Annotated in this window: 18 protein-coding genes; 4 read left to right on the forward strand and 14 right to left on the reverse strand. The window is 65.6% G+C overall.

Annotated elements, in window-relative coordinates:
- Nucleotides 1-16 precede the first annotated feature (16 nt).
- Nucleotides 17-1,126 carry an extracellular solute-binding protein gene (locus tag BMI89_RS02420; RefSeq protein ID WP_158522092.1) on the reverse strand — a complete coding sequence of 370 codons (1,110 nt, stop codon included), beginning with the start codon at nt 1,124-1,126 and terminating at the stop codon, nt 17-19.
- Nucleotides 1,127-1,200: 74 nt separating this feature from the next.
- The gene (locus tag BMI89_RS02425) at nt 1,201-2,547 is read right to left on the reverse strand and encodes a glutamine synthetase (RefSeq protein ID WP_078569692.1); all 1,347 of its coding nucleotides are present in this window, start codon (nt 2,545-2,547) and stop codon (nt 1,201-1,203) included.
- A 127-nt stretch (nt 2,548-2,674) separates the two neighbouring features.
- Between BMI89_RS02425 and BMI89_RS02430 the strand changes: the two genes are divergently transcribed.
- Nucleotides 2,675-3,490, forward strand: a complete 816-nt coding sequence (locus BMI89_RS02430) for a helix-turn-helix transcriptional regulator (protein ID WP_168176759.1) — start codon at nt 2,675-2,677, stop codon at nt 3,488-3,490.
- Nucleotides 3,491-3,515: 25 nt separating this feature from the next.
- Here BMI89_RS02430 and BMI89_RS02435 read toward each other — a convergent pair whose 3' ends face one another.
- The 6 genes from BMI89_RS02435 to BMI89_RS02455 all read right to left on the reverse strand — a co-directional run bounded on the left by BMI89_RS02435 (nt 3,516) and on the right by BMI89_RS02455 (nt 10,501).
- Nucleotides 3,516-5,354: an ABC transporter ATP-binding protein gene (locus BMI89_RS02435; protein WP_143593794.1), complete on the reverse strand. Its 1,839-nt coding sequence runs from the start codon at nt 5,352-5,354 to the stop codon at nt 3,516-3,518.
- A gap of 3 nt (nt 5,355-5,357) precedes the next feature.
- Nucleotides 5,358-6,233, reverse strand: a complete 876-nt coding sequence (locus BMI89_RS20535; protein WP_143593795.1) for a metallophosphoesterase — start codon at nt 6,231-6,233, stop codon at nt 5,358-5,360.
- A 68-nt stretch (nt 6,234-6,301) separates the two neighbouring features.
- Nucleotides 6,302-7,867, reverse strand: coding sequence for an ABC transporter substrate-binding protein (locus tag BMI89_RS02440; RefSeq protein WP_078569694.1), 1,566 nt, complete (start codon nt 7,865-7,867; stop codon nt 6,302-6,304).
- A 63-nt stretch (nt 7,868-7,930) separates the two neighbouring features.
- Nucleotides 7,931-8,812: an ABC transporter permease gene (locus BMI89_RS02445; protein WP_078519948.1), complete on the reverse strand. Its 882-nt coding sequence runs from the start codon at nt 8,810-8,812 to the stop codon at nt 7,931-7,933.
- Nucleotides 8,813-8,816: 4 nt separating this feature from the next.
- On the reverse strand, nt 8,817-9,746 hold the full coding sequence (locus BMI89_RS02450; RefSeq protein ID WP_078539987.1) for an ABC transporter permease: 930 nt from the start codon (nt 9,744-9,746) through the stop codon (nt 8,817-8,819).
- Nucleotides 9,740-10,501, reverse strand: coding sequence for an HAD family hydrolase (locus tag BMI89_RS02455; RefSeq protein ID WP_078569695.1), 762 nt, complete (start codon nt 10,499-10,501; stop codon nt 9,740-9,742). Before BMI89_RS02455 ends, BMI89_RS02450 begins: the two co-directional genes overlap by 7 nt.
- 167 nt (nt 10,502-10,668) lie before the next feature.
- Here BMI89_RS02455 and BMI89_RS02460 point away from each other — a divergent pair, with 167 nt between their 5' ends.
- Nucleotides 10,669-11,577 (forward strand): LysR family transcriptional regulator, encoded by a 909-nt coding sequence (locus BMI89_RS02460; RefSeq protein WP_152843305.1) that lies wholly within the window; start codon nt 10,669-10,671, stop codon nt 11,575-11,577.
- A gap of 26 nt (nt 11,578-11,603) precedes the next feature.
- Here the strand turns inward: BMI89_RS02460 and BMI89_RS02465 are convergent, their stop codons facing one another.
- The 6 genes from BMI89_RS02465 to BMI89_RS02490 form a co-directional block, all read right to left on the reverse strand.
- Nucleotides 11,604-12,569, reverse strand: coding sequence for an FAD:protein FMN transferase (locus BMI89_RS02465; RefSeq protein ID WP_078569696.1), 966 nt, complete (start codon nt 12,567-12,569; stop codon nt 11,604-11,606).
- Complete coding sequence (locus tag BMI89_RS02470) at nt 12,550-14,757, reverse strand: PepSY domain-containing protein (protein ID WP_078569697.1); 2,208 nt, start codon at nt 14,755-14,757, stop codon at nt 12,550-12,552. The genes BMI89_RS02465 and BMI89_RS02470 overlap by 20 nt, the downstream gene beginning before the upstream one ends.
- Nucleotides 14,758-14,768: 11 nt before the next feature.
- On the reverse strand, nt 14,769-15,239 hold the full coding sequence (locus tag BMI89_RS02475; protein WP_078569698.1) for a DUF2271 domain-containing protein: 471 nt from the start codon (nt 15,237-15,239) through the stop codon (nt 14,769-14,771).
- A 39-nt stretch (nt 15,240-15,278) separates the two neighbouring features.
- Entirely contained in the window at nt 15,279-15,677 is a 399-nt protein-coding gene (locus tag BMI89_RS02480; protein WP_078569699.1) for a PepSY domain-containing protein, read from the reverse strand.
- Between the two features lie 174 nt (nt 15,678-15,851).
- A complete protein-coding gene (locus tag BMI89_RS02485; RefSeq protein ID WP_078569700.1) occupies nt 15,852-16,529 on the reverse strand; it encodes a cytochrome b/b6 domain-containing protein in 678 nt (225 codons plus the stop codon).
- On the reverse strand, nt 16,522-16,839 hold the full coding sequence (locus BMI89_RS02490) for a PepSY domain-containing protein (RefSeq protein WP_078569701.1): 318 nt from the start codon (nt 16,837-16,839) through the stop codon (nt 16,522-16,524). Before BMI89_RS02490 ends, BMI89_RS02485 begins: the two co-directional genes overlap by 8 nt.
- A gap of 144 nt (nt 16,840-16,983) precedes the next feature.
- Between BMI89_RS02490 and BMI89_RS02495 the strand changes: the two genes are divergently transcribed.
- Together BMI89_RS02495 and BMI89_RS02500 are read left to right on the forward strand one after the other, a co-directional pair.
- Nucleotides 16,984-17,643, forward strand: coding sequence for a response regulator transcription factor (locus BMI89_RS02495; protein ID WP_078569702.1), 660 nt, complete (start codon nt 16,984-16,986; stop codon nt 17,641-17,643).
- On the forward strand, nt 17,640-18,980 hold the full coding sequence (locus tag BMI89_RS02500; protein WP_078569703.1) for an ATP-binding protein: 1,341 nt from the start codon (nt 17,640-17,642) through the stop codon (nt 18,978-18,980). The genes BMI89_RS02495 and BMI89_RS02500 overlap by 4 nt, the downstream gene beginning before the upstream one ends.
- The last annotated feature ends 30 nt before the right edge of the window (nt 18,981-19,010 follow it).

Genomic DNA, 19,010 nt, shown 5'->3' on the forward strand with positions numbered 1-19,010 from the left:
CTTGCAAATCGGGAGATCAACGCGCGGCGGCCAGTTCCTGAGACCAGATCTCAAGCATCTGGTCGATATTCGGCGCCACATTGTGGAAGTGGGACTTGTCCCAGGCCTCCCACATGTAATCCATCTGCAGCACGTCCTTCTGCTCGTCGGTGAACAGAGCTTCGGCTTCCTGCGAGGGCACGAGGTTGCAGGTCGCTTCCGTCCAGGCGAGCTTGACGGCCACTTCCGGCGAGGTCAGGTCGCGCAGCAGCGCCTTGGCCTTGGCATCGTCGACCGGGTCTTTCACGACGCCGCCCGCTTCCATCCAGATGATGCCCTGGTTCAAGCCGTCCTTTGGCTCAGGCACGATCGACATGATCTCTTTCTGACCATCCTTGCGCAGCGCCGAGGTGCAGTAGGTGCCGCCCCCGATCAGGGTTCTGAACGAGCCGTCCATCAAACCCTTCTGCGCGACCGACAGGTCACCGACGATCGCCCGCGTGTTCTTGAAGAGCGCGCGCAGCACGAGGCGGATTTCGTTGAGCTCGGCGTCGTCGAGCTCCTTGTAGGGATCGATCCCGGCATAGAGCGCCATCGGCATGATCGGCCAGTCGCCCCAGTCGAGCACACAGATCTTGTCCTTGTAGGCCGGATCGAAACAGGGGGCGTAGCTGCTCCAGTTCTCGAGCTTGTCATATTTGGTGTTGACGGTCGGCCCGACCCAGCCCCAGCGCGTCGGCAGGCCGGTGGTCTTCCCGTCGAAATCCAGCGGCGCGAAGGGGGCGCGGAACTGCGGGTAGAAGCTCTCGTAGACATCGGCGAACTCGGCATCGTCGAGGAATTCCCCGATATCGGCCGGGCCCATGCGCTGCACCCACGGGCTGTCGGTGGCCACGACGTCGAAATCGCGCCATGCGCCGGCTGCGAGCTTGGCGAACCCGCCGGGGCTGTCGGTGATGAGGTCGATCGAGATCGAAACGTCGTTCGCCTCCTCGAAGGGCTTGATGATGTCGGGGCTGTCATAGCCCTCCCAACACATGAATTTCATCGAGGTGGCGGCATGTGCCTTGCGCGGCATCAACCCTGCCCCCGCGAGCCCTGCCGCGCCCATGCCTTGCAGGAACGTGCGGCGATTGGGTGAAAACATCGGTATTCCCTTGGACTTTGTCATCTCTCTTTACTCCCGGTTGGTTGGATCAAGGCCAGCTTTGTTTTCTTGTTTCAGACGACCTCTAGGTATCTTTCGCGTTCCCAAGTGCTCACATGGCGAAGGAAAGAAGCGTATTCGTGGCGCCGCGCGCGCACGAAACTGTCGATGAACACGTCGCCGAAAATCGCCCGAGCGACTTTGCTCTCGTTTAACCGCTCGGCGGCCATGCCAAGATCACTCGGGAAACGCGTGTCGGGCGACGGGTCCAGAAGATACTGATCGCCCGAAGCAGGCGGGCCCGGATCGAGCTCGTTCTCGATCCCCCACAACCCGGCCCCGAGGCACATGGCCAAGGCCAGATGCGGGTTCGTATCTGCCGACGGCACACGGAATTCCACACGGGTCGCATCGGGGCTGTCATTCATCACCCGCGCCGCGACCGTGCGGTTCTGGATCGCCCATGAGGCCGCAGTGGGCGCCCACATCCCCGGAACCATCCGGCGATAGGCATTCACCGTCTGGCTGCACAGCGCGAGCATCTCCGGCATCAAGGCGACCAGCCCGGCGATGAAATGCCGGGCGGTCTGGCTCAGCCCGTCCGCATCGCCGGGATCGACGAAGGCGGGGCTGTTGTCGGTCAGGTTACGCAGCGAGACATGCAGGTGCCCGGACTGCCCCGAGAGGTTTTCATTCAGCTTCGACATGAAGCAGGCGGTGAGCCCGTGGCGCCGGAAGTATGTCTTCGCGAAGTTCTTGAACAAGGCGGCATCGTCGGCGGCCTTGACCCCGGGCGCATGGGTCAGCGGCACTTCGAGACAGCCGGGGCCAAGTTCCGTATGCAGCGCGTCGAGACCGATCCCGAGGCTCTCCATCATCGCCACGAGCCCATCCAGCAGCTCGTGCTCATTCGCCAGCGTCTCGAGCGAGTAGGTCTTATTGCCCAGCGCGTAATGCTTGGGCTCAGCAAACCCGCCTTCGCGCAGGCTCGCCGCGTCCTCGTCGAGCAGGTTGAACTCGAACTCGAAAGCCGAATGGACCGAGAAGCCCATGTCGCGCGCTTTCTCGAGCTGGCGGATCAACTGATTTCGTCCTGACCGCTCTCCGAAGGGCATCGCATAATCGGCGATGCAGATCGCCTGATCGCCCTCGAAGGGCCAGGCGCGCACCGTCTCGGGGAAAAGCTGCGCCGGAACATCGGTATAGTCGCCGCTCCCGTAGGTCTCCTCGGCGCTATCCCAATTGTAGAGCACATCGCAGAACGGGTAGCCCCCTTGGGCCAGCTTCTCCGCCTTGGCGCGCGCGACCCGTTTGACGCGGAACATCCCGTCCTGATCGAAAATCCCGATATGCACGTATTGCGCGCCGATCCGATCGAGCATTTCGTGCATATCGACATGAAGGGGGGTATCAGCTTGCATTCCGCAGCATTCCATTTTTTCCTGATCCGGTTCAGCTTAGAGCCTTGGCTGAGCCTACCAATACCCCCCGAGGGGTATGCCGCGTTCCCCGCAACGGGCGCCGCGGATCAAAGCGAGACCGGGAACGATGTCAGGATGGAATGAGCGCATCGCGGATGCGATCACTGCGATGGGAACCGAAGAGTTCGCCCGAACGCTCGACCGGGCGACGGAGACGCTGTTTCCCTACAAGATTTGCATGGTTTTTGCCTATGAGGGCAACGCGACGCCGCAATCGCTATACCACAATCTGCCGCCGAATGCGGCGCGGATCGTGATCTGGGATTACTGCACCGGTCCGTATCTGCTCGACCCGTTCTACGCCGAGACCGAACGGCGGCGCTCGGGGATGGCCGGTCTTCGACAGATGGCACCGGACAAGTTTTTCCAGTCGGAATATTACGCCAAGCATTACAGCCGCACCGGCATTCGCGACGAGATCGGCATCTTCGCCGCGATCGGGCCGGAGCGGGTCGCGGTGATCAGCTTCGCCCGGGAACGCGGCCAGCCGGTTTTCAGTGCGCGCGAGCGGACACGGCTCGCTGAGGTGGGCCCCGTCATCGAAGCCCTGATGCGCGGCCATTGGGGCGTCACGGCAGCGCGCGAGGCGCGCGACGATGCGGCGGAGACCGCCCTGCCCCCTCTGCAGGTCCTGCTCGACCGGATTGCCGGTGGCGTTCTGACCCCGCGCGAGACCGAGGTGATTGCGATGGTGCTGCGTGGCTATTCGACCACGGCGATCGGCGCAAATCTCGAGATCAGCGACGAGACGGTGAAGGTCCATCGCAAGAACGCCTACCGGAAGCTGTCGATCTCGTCTCAGGCGCAGCTCTTCTCGCTCTTCCTGAAGGCGCTGGACGAAAGTTCGGTGGCGGGTCAGTTGCAGCAGCGGCGATCTGGGTAGCCCAGCGCCGACGACTCCGAGACGGCTAGAAAACCATGCTCCCGACGCCTTCGCGCTCCGCTTCGCGAACCGCTTCTGGCGCGGCGCTTGCCATCGACTGGTAGGCCATCAGCTCGACCGTGTCGCGGATGGCCACGAAATGCCCCTCCCCGACTTCACGCAGCGCGATGCGCTCGGGGTCTGTGGCGCGCGGCAGCAGAAGCTTCGGCGTTTTCAGGTCGGATGCGCGCTCGCGCTGGAGCGGTCTGCGCTGCGGGTCCGGATGCGGCACCGCCGACAGCAGTCGTCGGGTATAGGGATGAAACGGGTTCTTCAGCACGGTGTCGGTCGGCCCGGTTTCGACGACCTGCCCCGCCCACATCACGGCGATGCGGTGGCTGACGCGTTCGACGACCGCGATATCGTGGGAGATGAAGAGGAAAGAGACGCCCTCCTCCCGCTGCAGTTTGGCGATCAGATCGGTGATCTGGCGCGCGACCGATACGTCGAGGGCCGAGACCGCCTCATCCGCGACGATGATCGCCGGTTTGACAGAGAGCGCGCGGCAGATGCAAAGCCGCTGGCGCTGCCCGCCGGAGAACTGGTGCGGGTAACGGTCCATCGCGGCGGGTTCCAGACCGACCCGCTCCAGAAGGTCACCCGCCATCGCCCGCCGCTCGGCGCGCGTCATCGGGTTGCGGATATGGGCGGGCTCGGTGATCAGATCGTAGACCGGGAGCCGCGGATTGAGGCTGGCATAGGGGTCCTGAAAGACCATCTGCATCTTTCCGCGCAGCGGGCGCAGCTCTTGCGCCGTCAGGCCGGTCAGGGTCTGCCCGCTCAGCCGGACCCGCCCGCCGGAGGCTGCCTCGAGCCCGAGCAAGGTCCGCGCCAGAGTGGATTTGCCGCAACCGGATTCCCCCACCAGCCCGAGCGTTTCTCCGCGCCCGAGGGTCAGCGAGACCTCGTTGACCGCGTGATAATCGAGCGCAGGCCGCCCCGGAGCAGCGCGGCGCACCGGGAAACGCACAGAGAGCCGATCGACTTCGAGGAGCGGCGCATCGGCGCTGAGGGGTCGTTTCGGAGCCCCCGCCCCAAGCATCGGCGTCGCCGCCATCAGGTTGCGGGTATATTCGGCCTGCGGTGCGGCGAAGATCTGCCCGACCGGACCGGTTTCGACCTGTTCGCCGCGACACAGCACGACGACGCGGTCGGCGATCTCGGCCACCACCCCCATGTCGTGGGTGATGAACAGCACGGCCATTCCGCTTTCTTCCTGCAACTCCTTGATCAGCGACAGGATTTCCGCCTGCGTCGTCACGTCGAGCGCGGTCGTCGGTTCATCGGCGATCAGCAGATCGGGCTGGCAGGCCAGCGCCATCGCGATCATGACGCGCTGACGCAGCCCGCCCGACAGCTCGTGCGGATATTGCACCAGCCGCCGCTCGGGTTCGGGGATATTGACCCGCTCGAAGGCGGCGCGGGCCGCGGCCAGCGACGCCTTGCGGTCCAAGCCCTGATGCAGGCGCAGGACTTCTGCCACCTGTTCGCCAAGCGGCATCACCGGGTTGAGCGCGGTCATCGGCTCCTGAAAGATCATAGAGATCCGGTTGCCGCGCACCTGCTGCATTTCGCGTTCCTCGAGCGCGGTGATCTCAACCGGCGTGTCGCCATCCAGATCGATGCGCCCGCCGGTCAGGCGCCCACCCTCGCGTTCGATCAGGCGCATCAGCGCCAGCGCGGTGGCGGATTTGCCCGAGCCGGACTCCCCCACCAGCGCGACGGTCTCGCCGCGTGCGATGTCGAAGCTGAGCCCCGACAGCGCGGTGTGGGAGCCGAAAGCGAGGCTCAGGTTCTGGACTGACAGAAGCGGTGCGCGGCTCATGGATCAACTCGCGGCTGCGGCAGCGCGGCGGACGCGTGCCTCGGGGTGGTCGGCGAAGGACGGCAGCGGGGGCGTCCAGCGGCGATGGCGGGGAGTGGTCTCGAAGGCGAACGGATCGTCGCCCACGACCTCCCAGCGGAGACTGTCGCCCAGTTCGATCATCCCCATCGCGCCGGCGGGGTCGCCCTCGGTGGTAAAGCTCTCGGTCAGCGATTGCTGGGTCAGATGGGTGATGCCGTCGACGGTGGTGACGGTGTTCCAATGCACGTGACCGGCAAGACAGACGACCGGCACCTTCGCGCGAGACAGAGCGGCACGGGCGCGCTCGGCCATCGGATAGGTCGAGCTGGCCGGGTTGTTCTCGAAATAGTAGTTGCCCAGCTGCGAATGACCCGAGATCGGCACATGGCTGACCACGAGCGTCGGACGATCGCTCGCCTGCATGGTGCGCGAGAGCCAGACCACATCGGGCTCGGTGAGCACGAAGCCGGAATAGTCGGGCATCCGGCGGATACGCGTATCGGCGCGCCACAGGACGATGCGCCAGCCACCGATATCGACGACCCCGTGATCGAGCGTCTGGCCGAGGATTCCTTCGTTATCCGAGACCTCCAGATGATCGCGATCATGGTTGCCGTTGAGATGCAGGATCGGGGCCTCGACGGCGCGGAACGCCTCGGCCACCTCGGCTTCCAGACGTAGGTCGGTGTCGCGGTTCTCATCCGAGATCCGGTCCCCGAGATCGAGCACCAGATCGGCGCCGCCGTCGCGAACGTAACGGGCGAAGTCTTCCATCAGGGGCAGCGCCATGTCGCCGCGCTTCGCGGTCGAGGGTTTGCCATGGTGGATATCAGTGACGATGGCGATACGGGTGGACATGCTGAAACTTTCCAAAGAGTTGGGGAAGGTGCCCGCCGCCACGCACAAGCGGCGACGGGCGGGGAGCGTTAGTTGGAGGCGAAGGAGATCGCCCCGGCGCGGAAGTCGAGCACATAGGGGATGTGGCCGGGCTTCGGCGCCCAGGCGATATCCTTGCGCATCGCCCAGCTCTCATAGGGGCGATAGAGCGGCAGCACCGGCGGGTCCTGCTTGATGCGATCCATCAGCTCGGCATAGGCGGCGCGACGATCCGCGACATCCTTGGAGAAGCGGAACTTGTCCCAGGTCTTGCGATAGGCTTCGTCGGTGGTGAAACGGCCTTCCGATTCCGATGCCGCATCCGGGGCCCACATGACGCCGAACGAGCCGAAGGGGTCCGCGAAATACATCGGGTTCGACCAGTTGCGGGTCATCATGTCCTTGCTGTTGCCGGTCCATTTCTCGGCAACGTTCACCTTGCCCTTGATGCCGACCTGCGCCCACATCTCGACGATGGCCTGCGCGGCCAGAAGGCCGTTGGTGTAATAGACCGGGTCGGTGTCATAGGTGATCTCGAACCCGTCATAGCCAGCTTCCTTCAGCAGTTCGCGGGCTTTCTCGGGGTTGTATTCGAAGGTCTTCAGCTCCGGCATGTAGAGGTCGCCGAATTCCTTCATCGTGTGGGTCGAGGGAACGACGGCCTTGCCGAGCCAAAGCGCCTCGTTCAGCGCGTCGCGGTCGATCGCGAGGCTGAGCGCCTGACGGATGCGCGGATCGCGCAGCTTGGGATGGTTGGTGTTCATGATCATGACGTGGAACAGCGGCGTGACGCTGCCGGCGGCCTTGATGCTCGGGTCGGCTTCGATCAGCGACAACTGGTCGGGCGCGACATTGGTGATCATGTCCACTTCGCCGGTCTTGAGAGCGGTGATCCGCGAGGCGGTTTCCGGGATATGGATCACCGAGACCTTTTCCAGCGGCGCCTTGTCGCCCCAGAAATTGTCGAAGCGGGTATAGACCACGCGCTCACCGGGGCTGAACTCGCTGATCGCATAGGGGCCGGTGCCGACCGGAGCCATCGAGAAGGCTTCGTAATCGCTGTCCTCGGCCACGTTCGGATCGCCGGTCAGGCCCTTGGTGTAGTCTTCGGGGATGATCATGACCTGCTGCAGGTTCACGAGCGTTTCCCAAAGCGGCTCTTCGCGCTTCACCGTGATGCGGACGGTGTAATCGTCGACCTTCTCGGCCTTCTCGAAGTTGTTCAGACGGTCCTTCGAACGCACCATGTAGGGCGGGAACGTGGCCTGATACATGCGGTTGAGCGAGAAGACCACGTCATCGGCGGTCATCGCTTCGCCGTTCTGGAAGGTCACGCCCTGACGGAGCTTGAACTCCATGACCTTGGGCGAAACGAGGTTCCATTCGGTCGCCAGACCGGGGCGCCATTCGCCGCCGATCTTCTCGTGATCCTTGTCGATCAGCGTGTCGAAGGTGTTGTAGTAGAACTGCGAGCCGACATTCGAGTGGTCGCGGCCGGGATCGAGATATTTGGCGACGTTGGCAGCGCCGACTTTCAGTTCGCGGGCCTGAGCCCCCGTGACGCCAGCGGCAGCGATGCCGGCGGCAAGAGCGGTGGAAACGAGCAGTCTGAGCATTGGTATCTCCATTGCAGGGTTTGACGACGGGCGCTTGCGGCCTTCTGTTCTTGTTGCAGGGTGTCAGCGTGCGCGCAGGCGCACGTCGACGCTGTCGCGTAACCAGTCACCGACCACTTGGACGGCGAAGGTCAGCAACACGATCAGCGCGGCGGGGACGATGACGATCCAGGGGGCGGTCGGCATGTAGTCGCGACCGATGCCGACCATCGAACCAAGCGTCGCGGTGGGCGGCTGCACGCCGAGGCCGAGGAAGGACAGCGTGCTTTCAAGCAGCACGATATTCGACAGCGACAGCGTGAACTGGACCACCAGCGGCGAGACGATATTGGGCAGCAGGTGGGTGAAGGCGATGCGCCGCGGACTGGCGCCTGCGGCGCGAGCGGCCTCGATGAAGGGCAGATGCATCAGGCGGCGCACGTCGCCGCGCACGATCCGGGCATATTGCTCCCAGCCGGCGAGGCCGAGGACGATGACCATCACCTGAAGCGAGCTACCGAAGATCGCCAGCGTGAACAGCGCGATCAGCGTGAAAGGCACCGCGATCTGGGTGTCGACCGCCGACATGATCGCGGCATCGGTGCGTCCGCCGACCACGCCTGCCAGCAGACCGAGCAGCCCGCCGACGAGAAGCCCCAGCAGCGCGCCGAGGATCGCCAGCATCAGCGTCAGGCGCAATCCGTGCAGGCTGCGCGAGAGGACATCGCGGCCCAGCTCGTCCGTGCCCAGCGGATAGGCGATCTTCGCCCGGTCGAAGCCGATCGGCGGGCGCAGCCGCGAAAGCAGGCTTTGCGCATTGGGATCATGCGGTGCGATCAGCGGGCCGAGAAAGGCCATGAGCAAGAGGGCCAGCCCGACTGCGAAGGCGACTTTCTGGATCACGTTGGTGCCGGTCCAAAGGCGGTGTAGGGCCGAAGGCGCGGGAGTGTTGAGGGCCATGGTCATCGGATCACCCTTTGAGTTGATGGCGCAGGCGCGGATCGGCCCAGGCGTAGGCAAGGTCGATGGCGGCATTGATGAGGATGACGGCGATGGCGACGGTGATGACCCCGAACTGGAGCACCGGGTAGTCGCGCCGGATCGCCGAGGAGACGAGCAGGTCGCCGATGCCGGGCCAGGCGAAGATCGATTCCACCACCACCGAACCGGAGGCGGCGAGCCCCGCAATCTGAAGACCGATCACCGACAGGAGCGTGATCGAGGCGTTGCGCAATCCGTGGCGCAGGATCACCGCGCGCTCGGGAAGGCCCTTGGCGCGGGCCGTGCGCATGAAGTCCTGCCCCAGCACGTCGAGCATGGCGTTGCGGGTGAAGCGGGTGAGCGCCGCGATCAGCACGCCCGACATCGCCAGCGTCGGCATGATGAAATGCAGTGGCGTTCCATTGCCCACCACCGGCAACCAGTTAAGCCAGTAGGCGAAGACCAGGACCATCACCACGGCGAGGATGAAGTTCGGCACCGCATAGCCGAGGAAGGCCACGACCATCGCCGCGCTGCCCAGCCAGTGTTTGCGCCAGATCGCGGCGATCATGCCCAGCGGGAGCGACACGACGAGGGTAAGCCCGATCGCCGACAAGAGAAGCTGCGCCGAGGGCCACAACCGCTCCGCCACGATCTGGATGACCGGTCGGCGCTCGATGAAGGACAGGCCGAAATTCCCGTCGAGGAAGGCGCGCAGGAAGGCGAAATACTGGTCCCAGAGCGACCGGTCGAGCTCGTAATAGCGGATCAGGATCTCGCGGTCCTCTTGGGTCATGCCCTCGCCCGCGAGGAAATCAATGGCGTTCCCCGACAGGCGCGTGGCGAAGAACACGAGCGTAACGATGACGAAGAAGGTCAGCGCCATCCGGACGAGGGTGCGCAGGGTGTAGCTCAGCATGTCACGATCTCCTGGGCGAGGGTCACGCCACCCGGCCGGGCGAGCAGGACGAACTCGACCCCGGCGGCGGCGGCCGCGCGGCCATCTGTTTCGGGCGTGTCGCCAAGGAAGACCGCCGCGCCCGGCGCAACCCCGGCGCGGGACAGCGCGGCGTGAACCAGATCGGGGGCGGGCTTGGCGAGGCTCGATGCGGTCGCGGCAGGCACTGCGGCGCGTGCCGCGGCCCAAAGCGCGCCGGTCTCGGGTCGGGGCGTGCCGTCCGGGCCGGGATGGAACGTGTCAGGATTGCTCAGCAGCACGGGCAGGCCCCGTGCGGCCATCGCGGTGAGTTCCGTCAGGTCGGCGAAGCTGAAACCGGTGTCGCGCGCCAGAAGCACAAGCTCGGGCTGCGTCCGGTCGGGCACCAGCCCCAGCTTGCGCGCCAGCGTGACAAGCGGCGGCGCGGCGAAGAGCGCGACCCGCGCACCGGGGCGACGGCGCTGCAGATTGCGGAGCGTTTCCTCCCCCGCCAGCACCATGCGCTCGGCAGCTACCGCGAGCCCCATCATGCCGAGCCGGGCCGAGAGGTGCTCGGCAGTGTCGGTGGAATTGTTCGAGACGACCCAAAGCCGCTCGCCGCAACGCTCGATCAGCTCGGGCACGCCGGGCAGCACGCGGTCCCCAGCGATCAGACAGCCATCGAGATCGGCCAGAACCGCAGCACGTTCGGGGAGCGGCCCTGACAGGAACTCGGACAATCCGACAGGCTGGGTCATGGGCAAATCCTCTCCGTTCGGGGCCTCGGCCCCGTTCGCGCGATGCGCGTCTGTTCATGCGGTGATGGGGCGTCGCCCCGGACTGCTCACGGTTTGACGAGTTTCTGTGACGTGGATGTTACATCTGCAAGCTAAGCCGTCGGATGATGAAAGCTTCGGTTGGATCTTTGGCGAGCGCCCTGTCGCTTTCCCGCCTGCGCTCGGTGACTGCGGTCGCCGAGGAGGGCTCTTTTTCGGCTGCTGCGCGCCGATTGGGGGTGTCGCATTCCGCAGTCGCGCAGCAGATTCGCGATCTCGAGACCGCCTTCGGCGTGCGGCTGTTCGACAAGCTCAACGGAACCCTTTGTGCCACGCCGCTGTGCGAGCAGCTTTGCGACATCGGCGCCCGGATGCGCGAGGCCGAACATGACGCGCTGCGCATCCTCGAACGCCGGGGCCCGACCGGCAGGCGCAGGCTGCGCGTCGGTCTGGGCAATTCGATGCCGGGCATCGCGATCGTCCACCAACTTCTGCGCCAGCACCCCTCGCTGACGGTCTCGGTGGAAAGCGGCTCGCATCAGGACATTCTCGCGGCCCTGCTGCGGCGCGAGGTCGATGTCGCGGTGCTGCCCGATCTGCCGAACGATCGCCGGTTCCGCACCGCGCGGGTGCTGTCGCAGGAGGTGGTGGGCATCGTCTCCGCCGACAGCCCGACCGGTTTGCGCGACGAGGTCAGCCTCGAAGAACTGGCGCGGCTGCCGTTGATCTTCCGCTCGCAGGGGTCCTCCACCCAGAAGGTCGTCGACCGCGCCTTCCGTGCGACCGGCCTGTCCCCCGAGCCGCAGCTGATCGCCGATACTCGCGACGCCGTCTACGAGGCGGTGGCGCTGGGGATCGGTGTCGGCTTCATGTGGCGCTTCGGCACTTACCGAACCGATACCGTGCGCAGGCTTCTGATCCGCGACATCCGGTCAACGGTGGACGAGGTCGTGTTCGCCCTGAAGGACGAAAGAAACGAGTTGATCGAACTGTTCTTCAACGCCGCCAGCCAGATCGATCCTGCCGGGGCCGCTGGCGCGGAGGTCATTCGAGACTAAGCGCGCCGACGCCAAAGCGACGTGGCCTAGACCGCCACCGCGACGCTCTCGGGAAACAGATCGCCGGTCCCAAGGCTCTGCACGCTGCCATCGTCCTCGCGCATCAGGAACAGGGCGTCGAGCCCGCGTTTCCTCGCAACCTCCAATCCCTTCTCCGGGCCAAGCACCATAAGCGCGGTGGCCCAGCCATCGGCCTCGGCGCAACTGCGCGCGACGACCGTCACGGAGGCAGGCGATGCCAGCAAGGGCGCACCACGCGAACGATCCATCGTGTGCGAGAGCCTGCGCGCGCCGAGGTCGATCCAGTGCCGATAATCGCCCGAGGTCGCGACGGATGCATTCTCGAGCGCGAGGATCGAATGCGGCGTGCGGCGCAGCGGATCGGGGCTTTCGACCGCGATCGTCCAAGGGCTACCATCCGGCCTGAGCCCCGTGGCCCGCATTTCGCCGTCGATCCCGACGAGACCGGCCTCGATCCCCTGCGCGGCCAGCGTCTCGGCAAGGCGATCCACGCCGTAGCCTTTCGCGATCCCGTTCAGGTCCAGCACCACGGGGCCGCTCTTGCGTACCCGGTCATGGTCGAGCTCGAGCCATTGATATGCGGGCTGCCGCGGCACGCTCATCGCGGCGCGGATCGCCTCGGGTGTCGCACCGTCGGGACCGAAGCCCCACGCCGCAACCGCATCTCCGAGCCCGACATCGAACGCACCGCCCGAGGCTTTGCCGATCTCGAGCCCGAGACGGAGCACTTCGGCCAAACGCCCGGGCACCTTCACCCATTCGCCTTCCGCCGCCGCGTTGAGCCGCATCAGGTCGCTGTCCGGTTTCCACGTGGACATCTGCTCATCCACCTCCGCAACCGCCGCCTGAAGCGCGGCTTGGATCGGCGCTGGATCGCGCTCGGGCGGTGCGAAGAACAGGGCGGTCCAGCGGGTGCCCATGGTCGCGCCGTGCAAAGCGTGGCGCAGCAGATCAGAAGATGTCTTCGACATAACGGCCCTCCGTTTTCAGTTTGGTCGCACTCAGGCCCGAAGCCGCGAGAATGTCATGCAGGGCATCGGCGACACCCGCCGCCATGTCCCGCCCGCCGCACACCATGATCCGCGCGCCGCTCTGCACCAGCCGGACCAGTTCGGGAGCATCGGCGCGCATCGCATCCTGAACGTAGCGCGGTCGCTGGCCGCGCGAGACCGAGGTCACGAGCCGCGACAGACGGCCTTCGTCCTTCCACCCGCCCATCTCCTGCGCATAGAGGAAATCGCTTTGCGGATCGCGCATCCCGAAGAAGAGGTGGATCGGGCGCCGTTGCTCGTTTTCGCGCACAAACCCCACCAGAGGGCCGATCCCCGTGCCCGCGCCGATCAGGATCAGCGGCGCGCGCGAACGGTCAGGCCGGAAGGCAAGGTTGCGCCGGACGAAGGTGCGGACGCTGTCGCCGGGTTCGAGCGCCGTCAGCTGACCCGAACACAACCCGCCGGGGTGTTTCTTGACGACGATCTCCAGAAACCCGTCGCGGCGCGACGACGCGAGCGAATAGAGGCGCGGAGTCGGCGACCCTTCGGGCAGTATCCCGATCAGATCTCCTGCGGCAAACCGCGTGAGACCCGCCCCCGTCAGCCGCTGCCAGAACGTGGCGCGTGGCAGGGAAAAGCGCAGGATCGACGTCGGAGCCTGCACGTCCGCCCCATAGTCGCGCCGCGACTGGAGCGTGAGTTCGGTCGTGGCAGGGGGCGTCGGTTGGTGGTGCAGATCGAGCGCGATCCCGAGCACCGCACCCAACGCCTGCCCCCAGCGCGCGAAGGCCTGCGGCGACTGCCGGTCGATCGTGTCATAGGGCAGTAGAACCGGCCACCCCTTCGCCTCCACGGCCTCGGCGATCGTCTGGGCGTAGGCGCAATAGGCAGGGAAACTCCGGTCCCCGAAACCGAGCACGGCAATCGGGATATTCAGCGCATCGGAGCAGGCGTCGAGTTTCGTCAGGAAGCCTTTCGCGGAACTGGGCTCTGCCCCGTCGCCATAAGTGGCCGCGAGCACGATGATCCGATCGGCCCGGGCGTAGCGCTCGGGCGCGAAGGACGACATCGGCGCGATATGAACACTCTGGCCCGCGGCACGGAGCGCCGCATGCAGGGTCGCGGCGAAACCCCAAGTGCTGCCGCTTTCGCTGCCGACGAGGAGGATCGTCTCCGCGCGCGCAGCTGGCTGGTTGTCCCGGATGCGCGGGCGGCCGCGCCGACCCGCGAGCCAGATCGTCAGGCCAGTGAGACCCATTACCGGCACGCCCAGCGCCATAAGGCCGAGCAACGCGCCAAGCAGCGCGGCGCCCTGCCCCGTATGCAGCATGTAGATGGTTTCCGAGATGCGTTGCCATGCGGTCAGGTCCGCCCAGGCAAGCACCGCGCCGGTGCCCTGATCGAGATAGCCGGTGCCGCGATCGGTCTTCAGCGTGAAAACATCGGTGGCATCGCCATCATAGGGGAAGCTCAGGCTCCGCAATTCTGCCACCGGCGTGTCGCCCAGCATCGCAAGACCGGCAAGCGGCACGTCTGTTTGGCCGCTCACCTCTGCAGGAACGCCGAGCGAAGGCCCGCCATCGGGGATCAGCTCGAAGGTCGAGGCCGTCATCCACAAAGACGTGGCGGAGGAGAGAAGCAGGCCGATCACCGCGACGCGCGCGATCTCGACGTGGAGCCGACCGGCGAGCGGCCCGCGCAAACGCGAGAACCAGTTCCGCCAGCCGCCGACACGCCGCGCCACGAGCAGGATGCCGGAGACCGAGAGCACCAGCATCGCGACGGAGCCGAGCGCGCTTGCAACGCGGCCGGGATCGCCGAGGAAGAGGGAGCGGTGAAGGTTGGTCAGCCAACGCTGAAAGGCATTCGGATCAGCCGATGCGACGCCTCGGCCCGTGGTGGGATCGATCACCGCCGCGCCGGGCTGTCCGGCTTCGAACCAATAGGCCGTGATCTGCCCCGACGGGGCGCGCCGGATCTGTTCGAGACCCGGATAGATCGTCTGGATGCGCTCGGCGAGGGTCGCGACGCTGAGCTCCGCCCCCGCCTGCGGTGCCGCGATCCGCTCCGCAAGCGGAAAGACCGCGAGCACCGCGCCGCTGAGCGCCAGCACCGTGACAAGCGCCAGGGCAATCAGCCCCGGCCAGCGATGAAACGCGCGGATCATGGCCTGTCACCTCACATGTCGTAGGTGAAATCGGCGACGTAGCGACGCCCCGGAACCGGCGTGCCTGCACCCTCGGTCGTCAGCGGCACGGCGATCTCGTTGGGGCTGTCGCGCATGTCCTCGACCGCGGCGTCGATATGCAGCGTGTAGCCCGCATCGAAGAGCGCATCCGCAAGATCGAGCGTGATCTCGAGCGTCCGGCCCGCCCCGACGCTTGCGCCGGTGATGCCGTTGATCTGCGCGGGATCACCCCCGGTTGCGCGATACCAGTCGTTGAGATGCTCGTAATATTTGGACTTGCCGCCCGCCATCCAGAGGCTGCCCGCATAGGCGCCCGACGGATCGGTGACATAGAGCGCGAGATAAGCGCCGTCGCCGCCATAGTTGTTCAGCGTGGTCTTGAGCGTAACGGGCTGCGCGGATGCGAGCGCGGGAATGGTCAGAGCCGTGCTCAGCGCCAATGTTGCAAGAAGAGACTTCATTTCGGGAATCCTTGTTTTGGGGAGGAATGCGGCGGCGGCTCAGTTCACCTGAACCTTGGGCGGAGCGCCGTCACCGAAGAGGCCGTTTTTCGGCGGGGCGACCGTGCCGGTGGGGGCCGGGTTGCGCGCCGATGCGCCGTAGTCGTCATCATCGTCGTCCTCGTCATCGTCGTCATAGTCCGACGTGATGAGGCGCTGCGTCGCTGGATCGATCTTGGCTTCGATTTTCCGCCCGTCGCGGTCGCGGCCTTCGATCTCGTATCGGCCGTCTTCCATCTCGATTTCGTGGACAGTCCAGCCGTTCTCGCGCGCGATCTGCATCACCGCGTCGCGAGACATTCCTTCGCCGCGCGAAGACTTTCCGTAGTCGTCGTCGGCCAGAGCCATCCCCGCAGGCAGCAAGGCGATGAGGGGAAGTGCGGTCAGGGTCTTTCGCATGGCAGGGTCTCCTTTTTCATCTGCTACCGACAATCTGGGCAGCGGACCTGAGCGCTTCCTGACGGACGGACAGTTTCCGCTTCAGCTTCGCGTCAGGAAAAAGGCCCCGCCTTGTGAGGGCGGGGCCAGGTGAGGCCGCGGGACAAACGGCCTTGGCGATGTAATCGGGAACGGTCAGGCGATATCGCCGGGCTCAGGCCCACGCTTGTCGCCGGTCAGCATCGACCGCGCGAGGTTTTCGCGATGGCGGAAAGAGGCCAGAACCACACCGGCGACATGCAGCGCCACGAGCAGCAGGACCAGATTGGCGAGAACCTCGTGCAGTTCTTCCAGCGCCTCGTTGCCTTCGCCTTCAGAGCCCTCGCCATATTCACCGTATTCGCCATCCTCGTCCGCGAAGGCAGGGGTCACGATCTGCGGCAGCGTGGGAAGCATCGCCACGCGCGTGGGTTCCGCCATCAGCCAGCCGGTAAAGGCAGTGCCCGACAGCGAGATCAGCAGCGCCACGATCATCAGCGCCCCCGCAGGGTTGTGGCCGAGATAGCGACGCTCTTTGCCGCGCAGCATGTCGCCAAGGTAGGAGAGCGTCTGCCCGGGCCCTCTGAGGAACTGGGTGAACCGGGCATAGCGCCCGCCCACGAGCCCCCAGACCAGCCGGAACGCGACCAGCCCGGCGACGGTGTAGCCTGCGATCTCATGCACCGGCTGCAATTCGTCGGCCGTGAACCAAGCCGTGGCAAAAGCCGCAACGAGGCCCCAGTGGAAAATCCGCACCAGCGGATCCCAGACCCGCACCCTGCCCCCGGAGCTACCGCCGGAATTCGTCGTGTCGTGAAATGCTGCGTCAGTCATGTCTGTCTCCTTCACGATCTTCGCGGGACCGACCATGTTCGTCGCCCTCATATTCGACCTCGAGAATCTGGAGCGTCGACGGATGAACCGTCACTTCGAGCTGGCGGCCCTGCGCGTCGGTGCCGTCGATCTCGTAGCAGCCGTCATCGATCTTGATGCGGCGCACCGTCCAACCGTTCTCTTCGGCGAGTTGGGCCACGGCATCGCGCGGCTGCCAATCCGCCATCGGCACGAAACAGTCGTCATCGGCCAGAGCCATTCCAGCCGGAAGCACCGCGAGAAAGGCGAGAATTGTCACTGTCTTCTTCATGGGCCAAACTCCTGTTCGCGGCCAACTCTGCACCTTTCATGGGCGATCAATCTGACGGGAACCTGAAGCCGCATCGCGCGCAGCGTCAGCTTGGTGTCAGCCGGGCAGGTAAAGACTGGGCAACGGAAAAGAGATGGGACCAACATGCGCATCCTGCTGATCGAGGACGACACTATTCTGGGCACCGCCGTGCGCGACCAGATCGCGAGCGATGGCCACTCGGTGGACTGGGTCATGCGTCTCGACGAGGCGGGCGCGTCGGTCCGCAGCACCGGCTATGATCTCGTCCTGCTCGATCTCATGCTCCCGGATGGCCGCGGCATCGGCTTTCTGAAGTCGCTGCGCAGCCGGGGCGATGTGACCCCCGTGATCATCATGACCGCGCTCGATCAGGTCTCGGACCGGATCGAGGGGCTAAACGCGGGCGCCGACGACTATCTCGTGAAGCCCTTCGACCTCGCCGAACTCTCCGCTCGCATCGGGTCGGTCGCGCGGCGCTACAGCGGCAATCCGAACCCGATCGTTAGCCATGCCGGGCTCGAGATCGACCTCGCCGCGCGCAGCATCCTGCGCGACGGCAAGCCCGTGCAACTGACCGCGCGCGAATGGGCCCTGTTCGAGGCGTTCCTCTCGCGCCCCGGCCAATTGCTGTCCAAAGCCCAGCTCGAAGAGAAGCTCTACGCCTTCGATGCGGAGGTGGAGAGCAACACGATCGAGGTCCATGTCAGCCGCCTGCGCAAGAAACTCGGCGCCCATGTGATCGAGACTGAACGCGGTCTTGGCTACAGGCTGGGCAAGGCATGAGATTGCCGCGAAGCCTTCAGGCCCGTCTGGGGCTTTCGCTCGGGGTCGTTCTGGCGCTGATGTGGATCGCGGCGGCGACGGTCACCGCGCTGATCGTGCGCAAGGAGATGAGCGAGGTCTTCGACTCCACGCTTCAGGAAACGGCGCAGAGGATCCTGCCCCTCGCGGTCATGGATATCGTGAACCGCGACGGCAACAACACGACGCAGCGCCTTGCAAGGCTGCGCAACCACGAGGAATTCTTCACCTACATCGTGCGGGACGCGGAGGGGCATATTCTTCTACAGTCCCATGCGGCCGATCCGTCCGTCTTCCCCGCCTATGACGGCCGGGGGTTCAGCCAGACGGCCACCCACCGGCTCTATAGCGATGCCGCCCTTCAGGACACGATCCGGATCACCGTCGCGGAACCGCTCGCGCATCGTGCGAAGGTCGCGCGAGAGGTGGAGCTTGGCCTTGGCCTGCCGCTGCTGATCGTGATCCCGCTCGCCTTCGCGGCGGTCGTGCTGGCGGTGCGGACCAATCTCGGGCCGCTGCGGCGGTTCCGAACCAGTCTAGAGGCGCGCAGCGCCCGCGATCTCACCCCCATTCCGAGCGACGATCTGCAGACCGAAATTTTTCCGGTCGCCGCCACGCTCAACAATCTTCTGGGCCGGTTGCGCGAAGGGATCGAGGCCGAGCGAAGCTTCGCCTCCAACGCCGCGCATGAATTGCGCACGCCCCTTGCGGGCGCCATCGCGCAGACACAGCGTCTGAGCGCGGAGACCACCGACCCGGTCGCGAAGACACGCGCCGCCGATATCGAGGCGACGCTGAAAAGGCTCACGCGGCTCTCGGAACGCCTGCTGCAACTCGCCCGTGCGGAAGGCGGGCCTTTGCGGCTTGAGCGCAGCTCGGATCTGCGCGTCGCCGCCCGCCTGATCGTCGAAGACCTCGCGCGCGGCTTCGATCCCGGGCGTATCGCTCTGGAGCTGCCGGAGACGCCTGTCATCTCGGATCTCGACCCCGACGCTTTCGGTATCCTGTGCCGGAACCTGATCGAGAACGCGCTGAAGCATGGGGCGCAGGACGAACCGGTTACGGTGCGCCTGACTGCGGAAGGCGTTTTCACCGTGACGAATGCCGGGCCGATCATTCCGCAGGAGACGCTCGCGCGGCTGACCGCGCGGTTCGAGCGCGCCGGCAGCACGAATGACGGCAGCGGATTGGGCCTCGCCATCGTCGCCGTCATCGCGGAGCGGATCGGAAGCCCGCTCTCGCTGACATCGCCGCCGAGCGGTCGCGACTCCGGCCTCGAGGTCAGCCTACAGCTGCCGCTGAGTGCGGCGACGTCCTGAAGAGCCGCGCGCGGTTCCGAAACCCGTCTT

It is taken from the genome of Thioclava sp. F36-7 (assembly GCF_002020075.1).
In the GTDB taxonomy this organism is placed as follows: domain Bacteria; phylum Pseudomonadota; class Alphaproteobacteria; order Rhodobacterales; family Rhodobacteraceae; genus Thioclava; species Thioclava sediminum.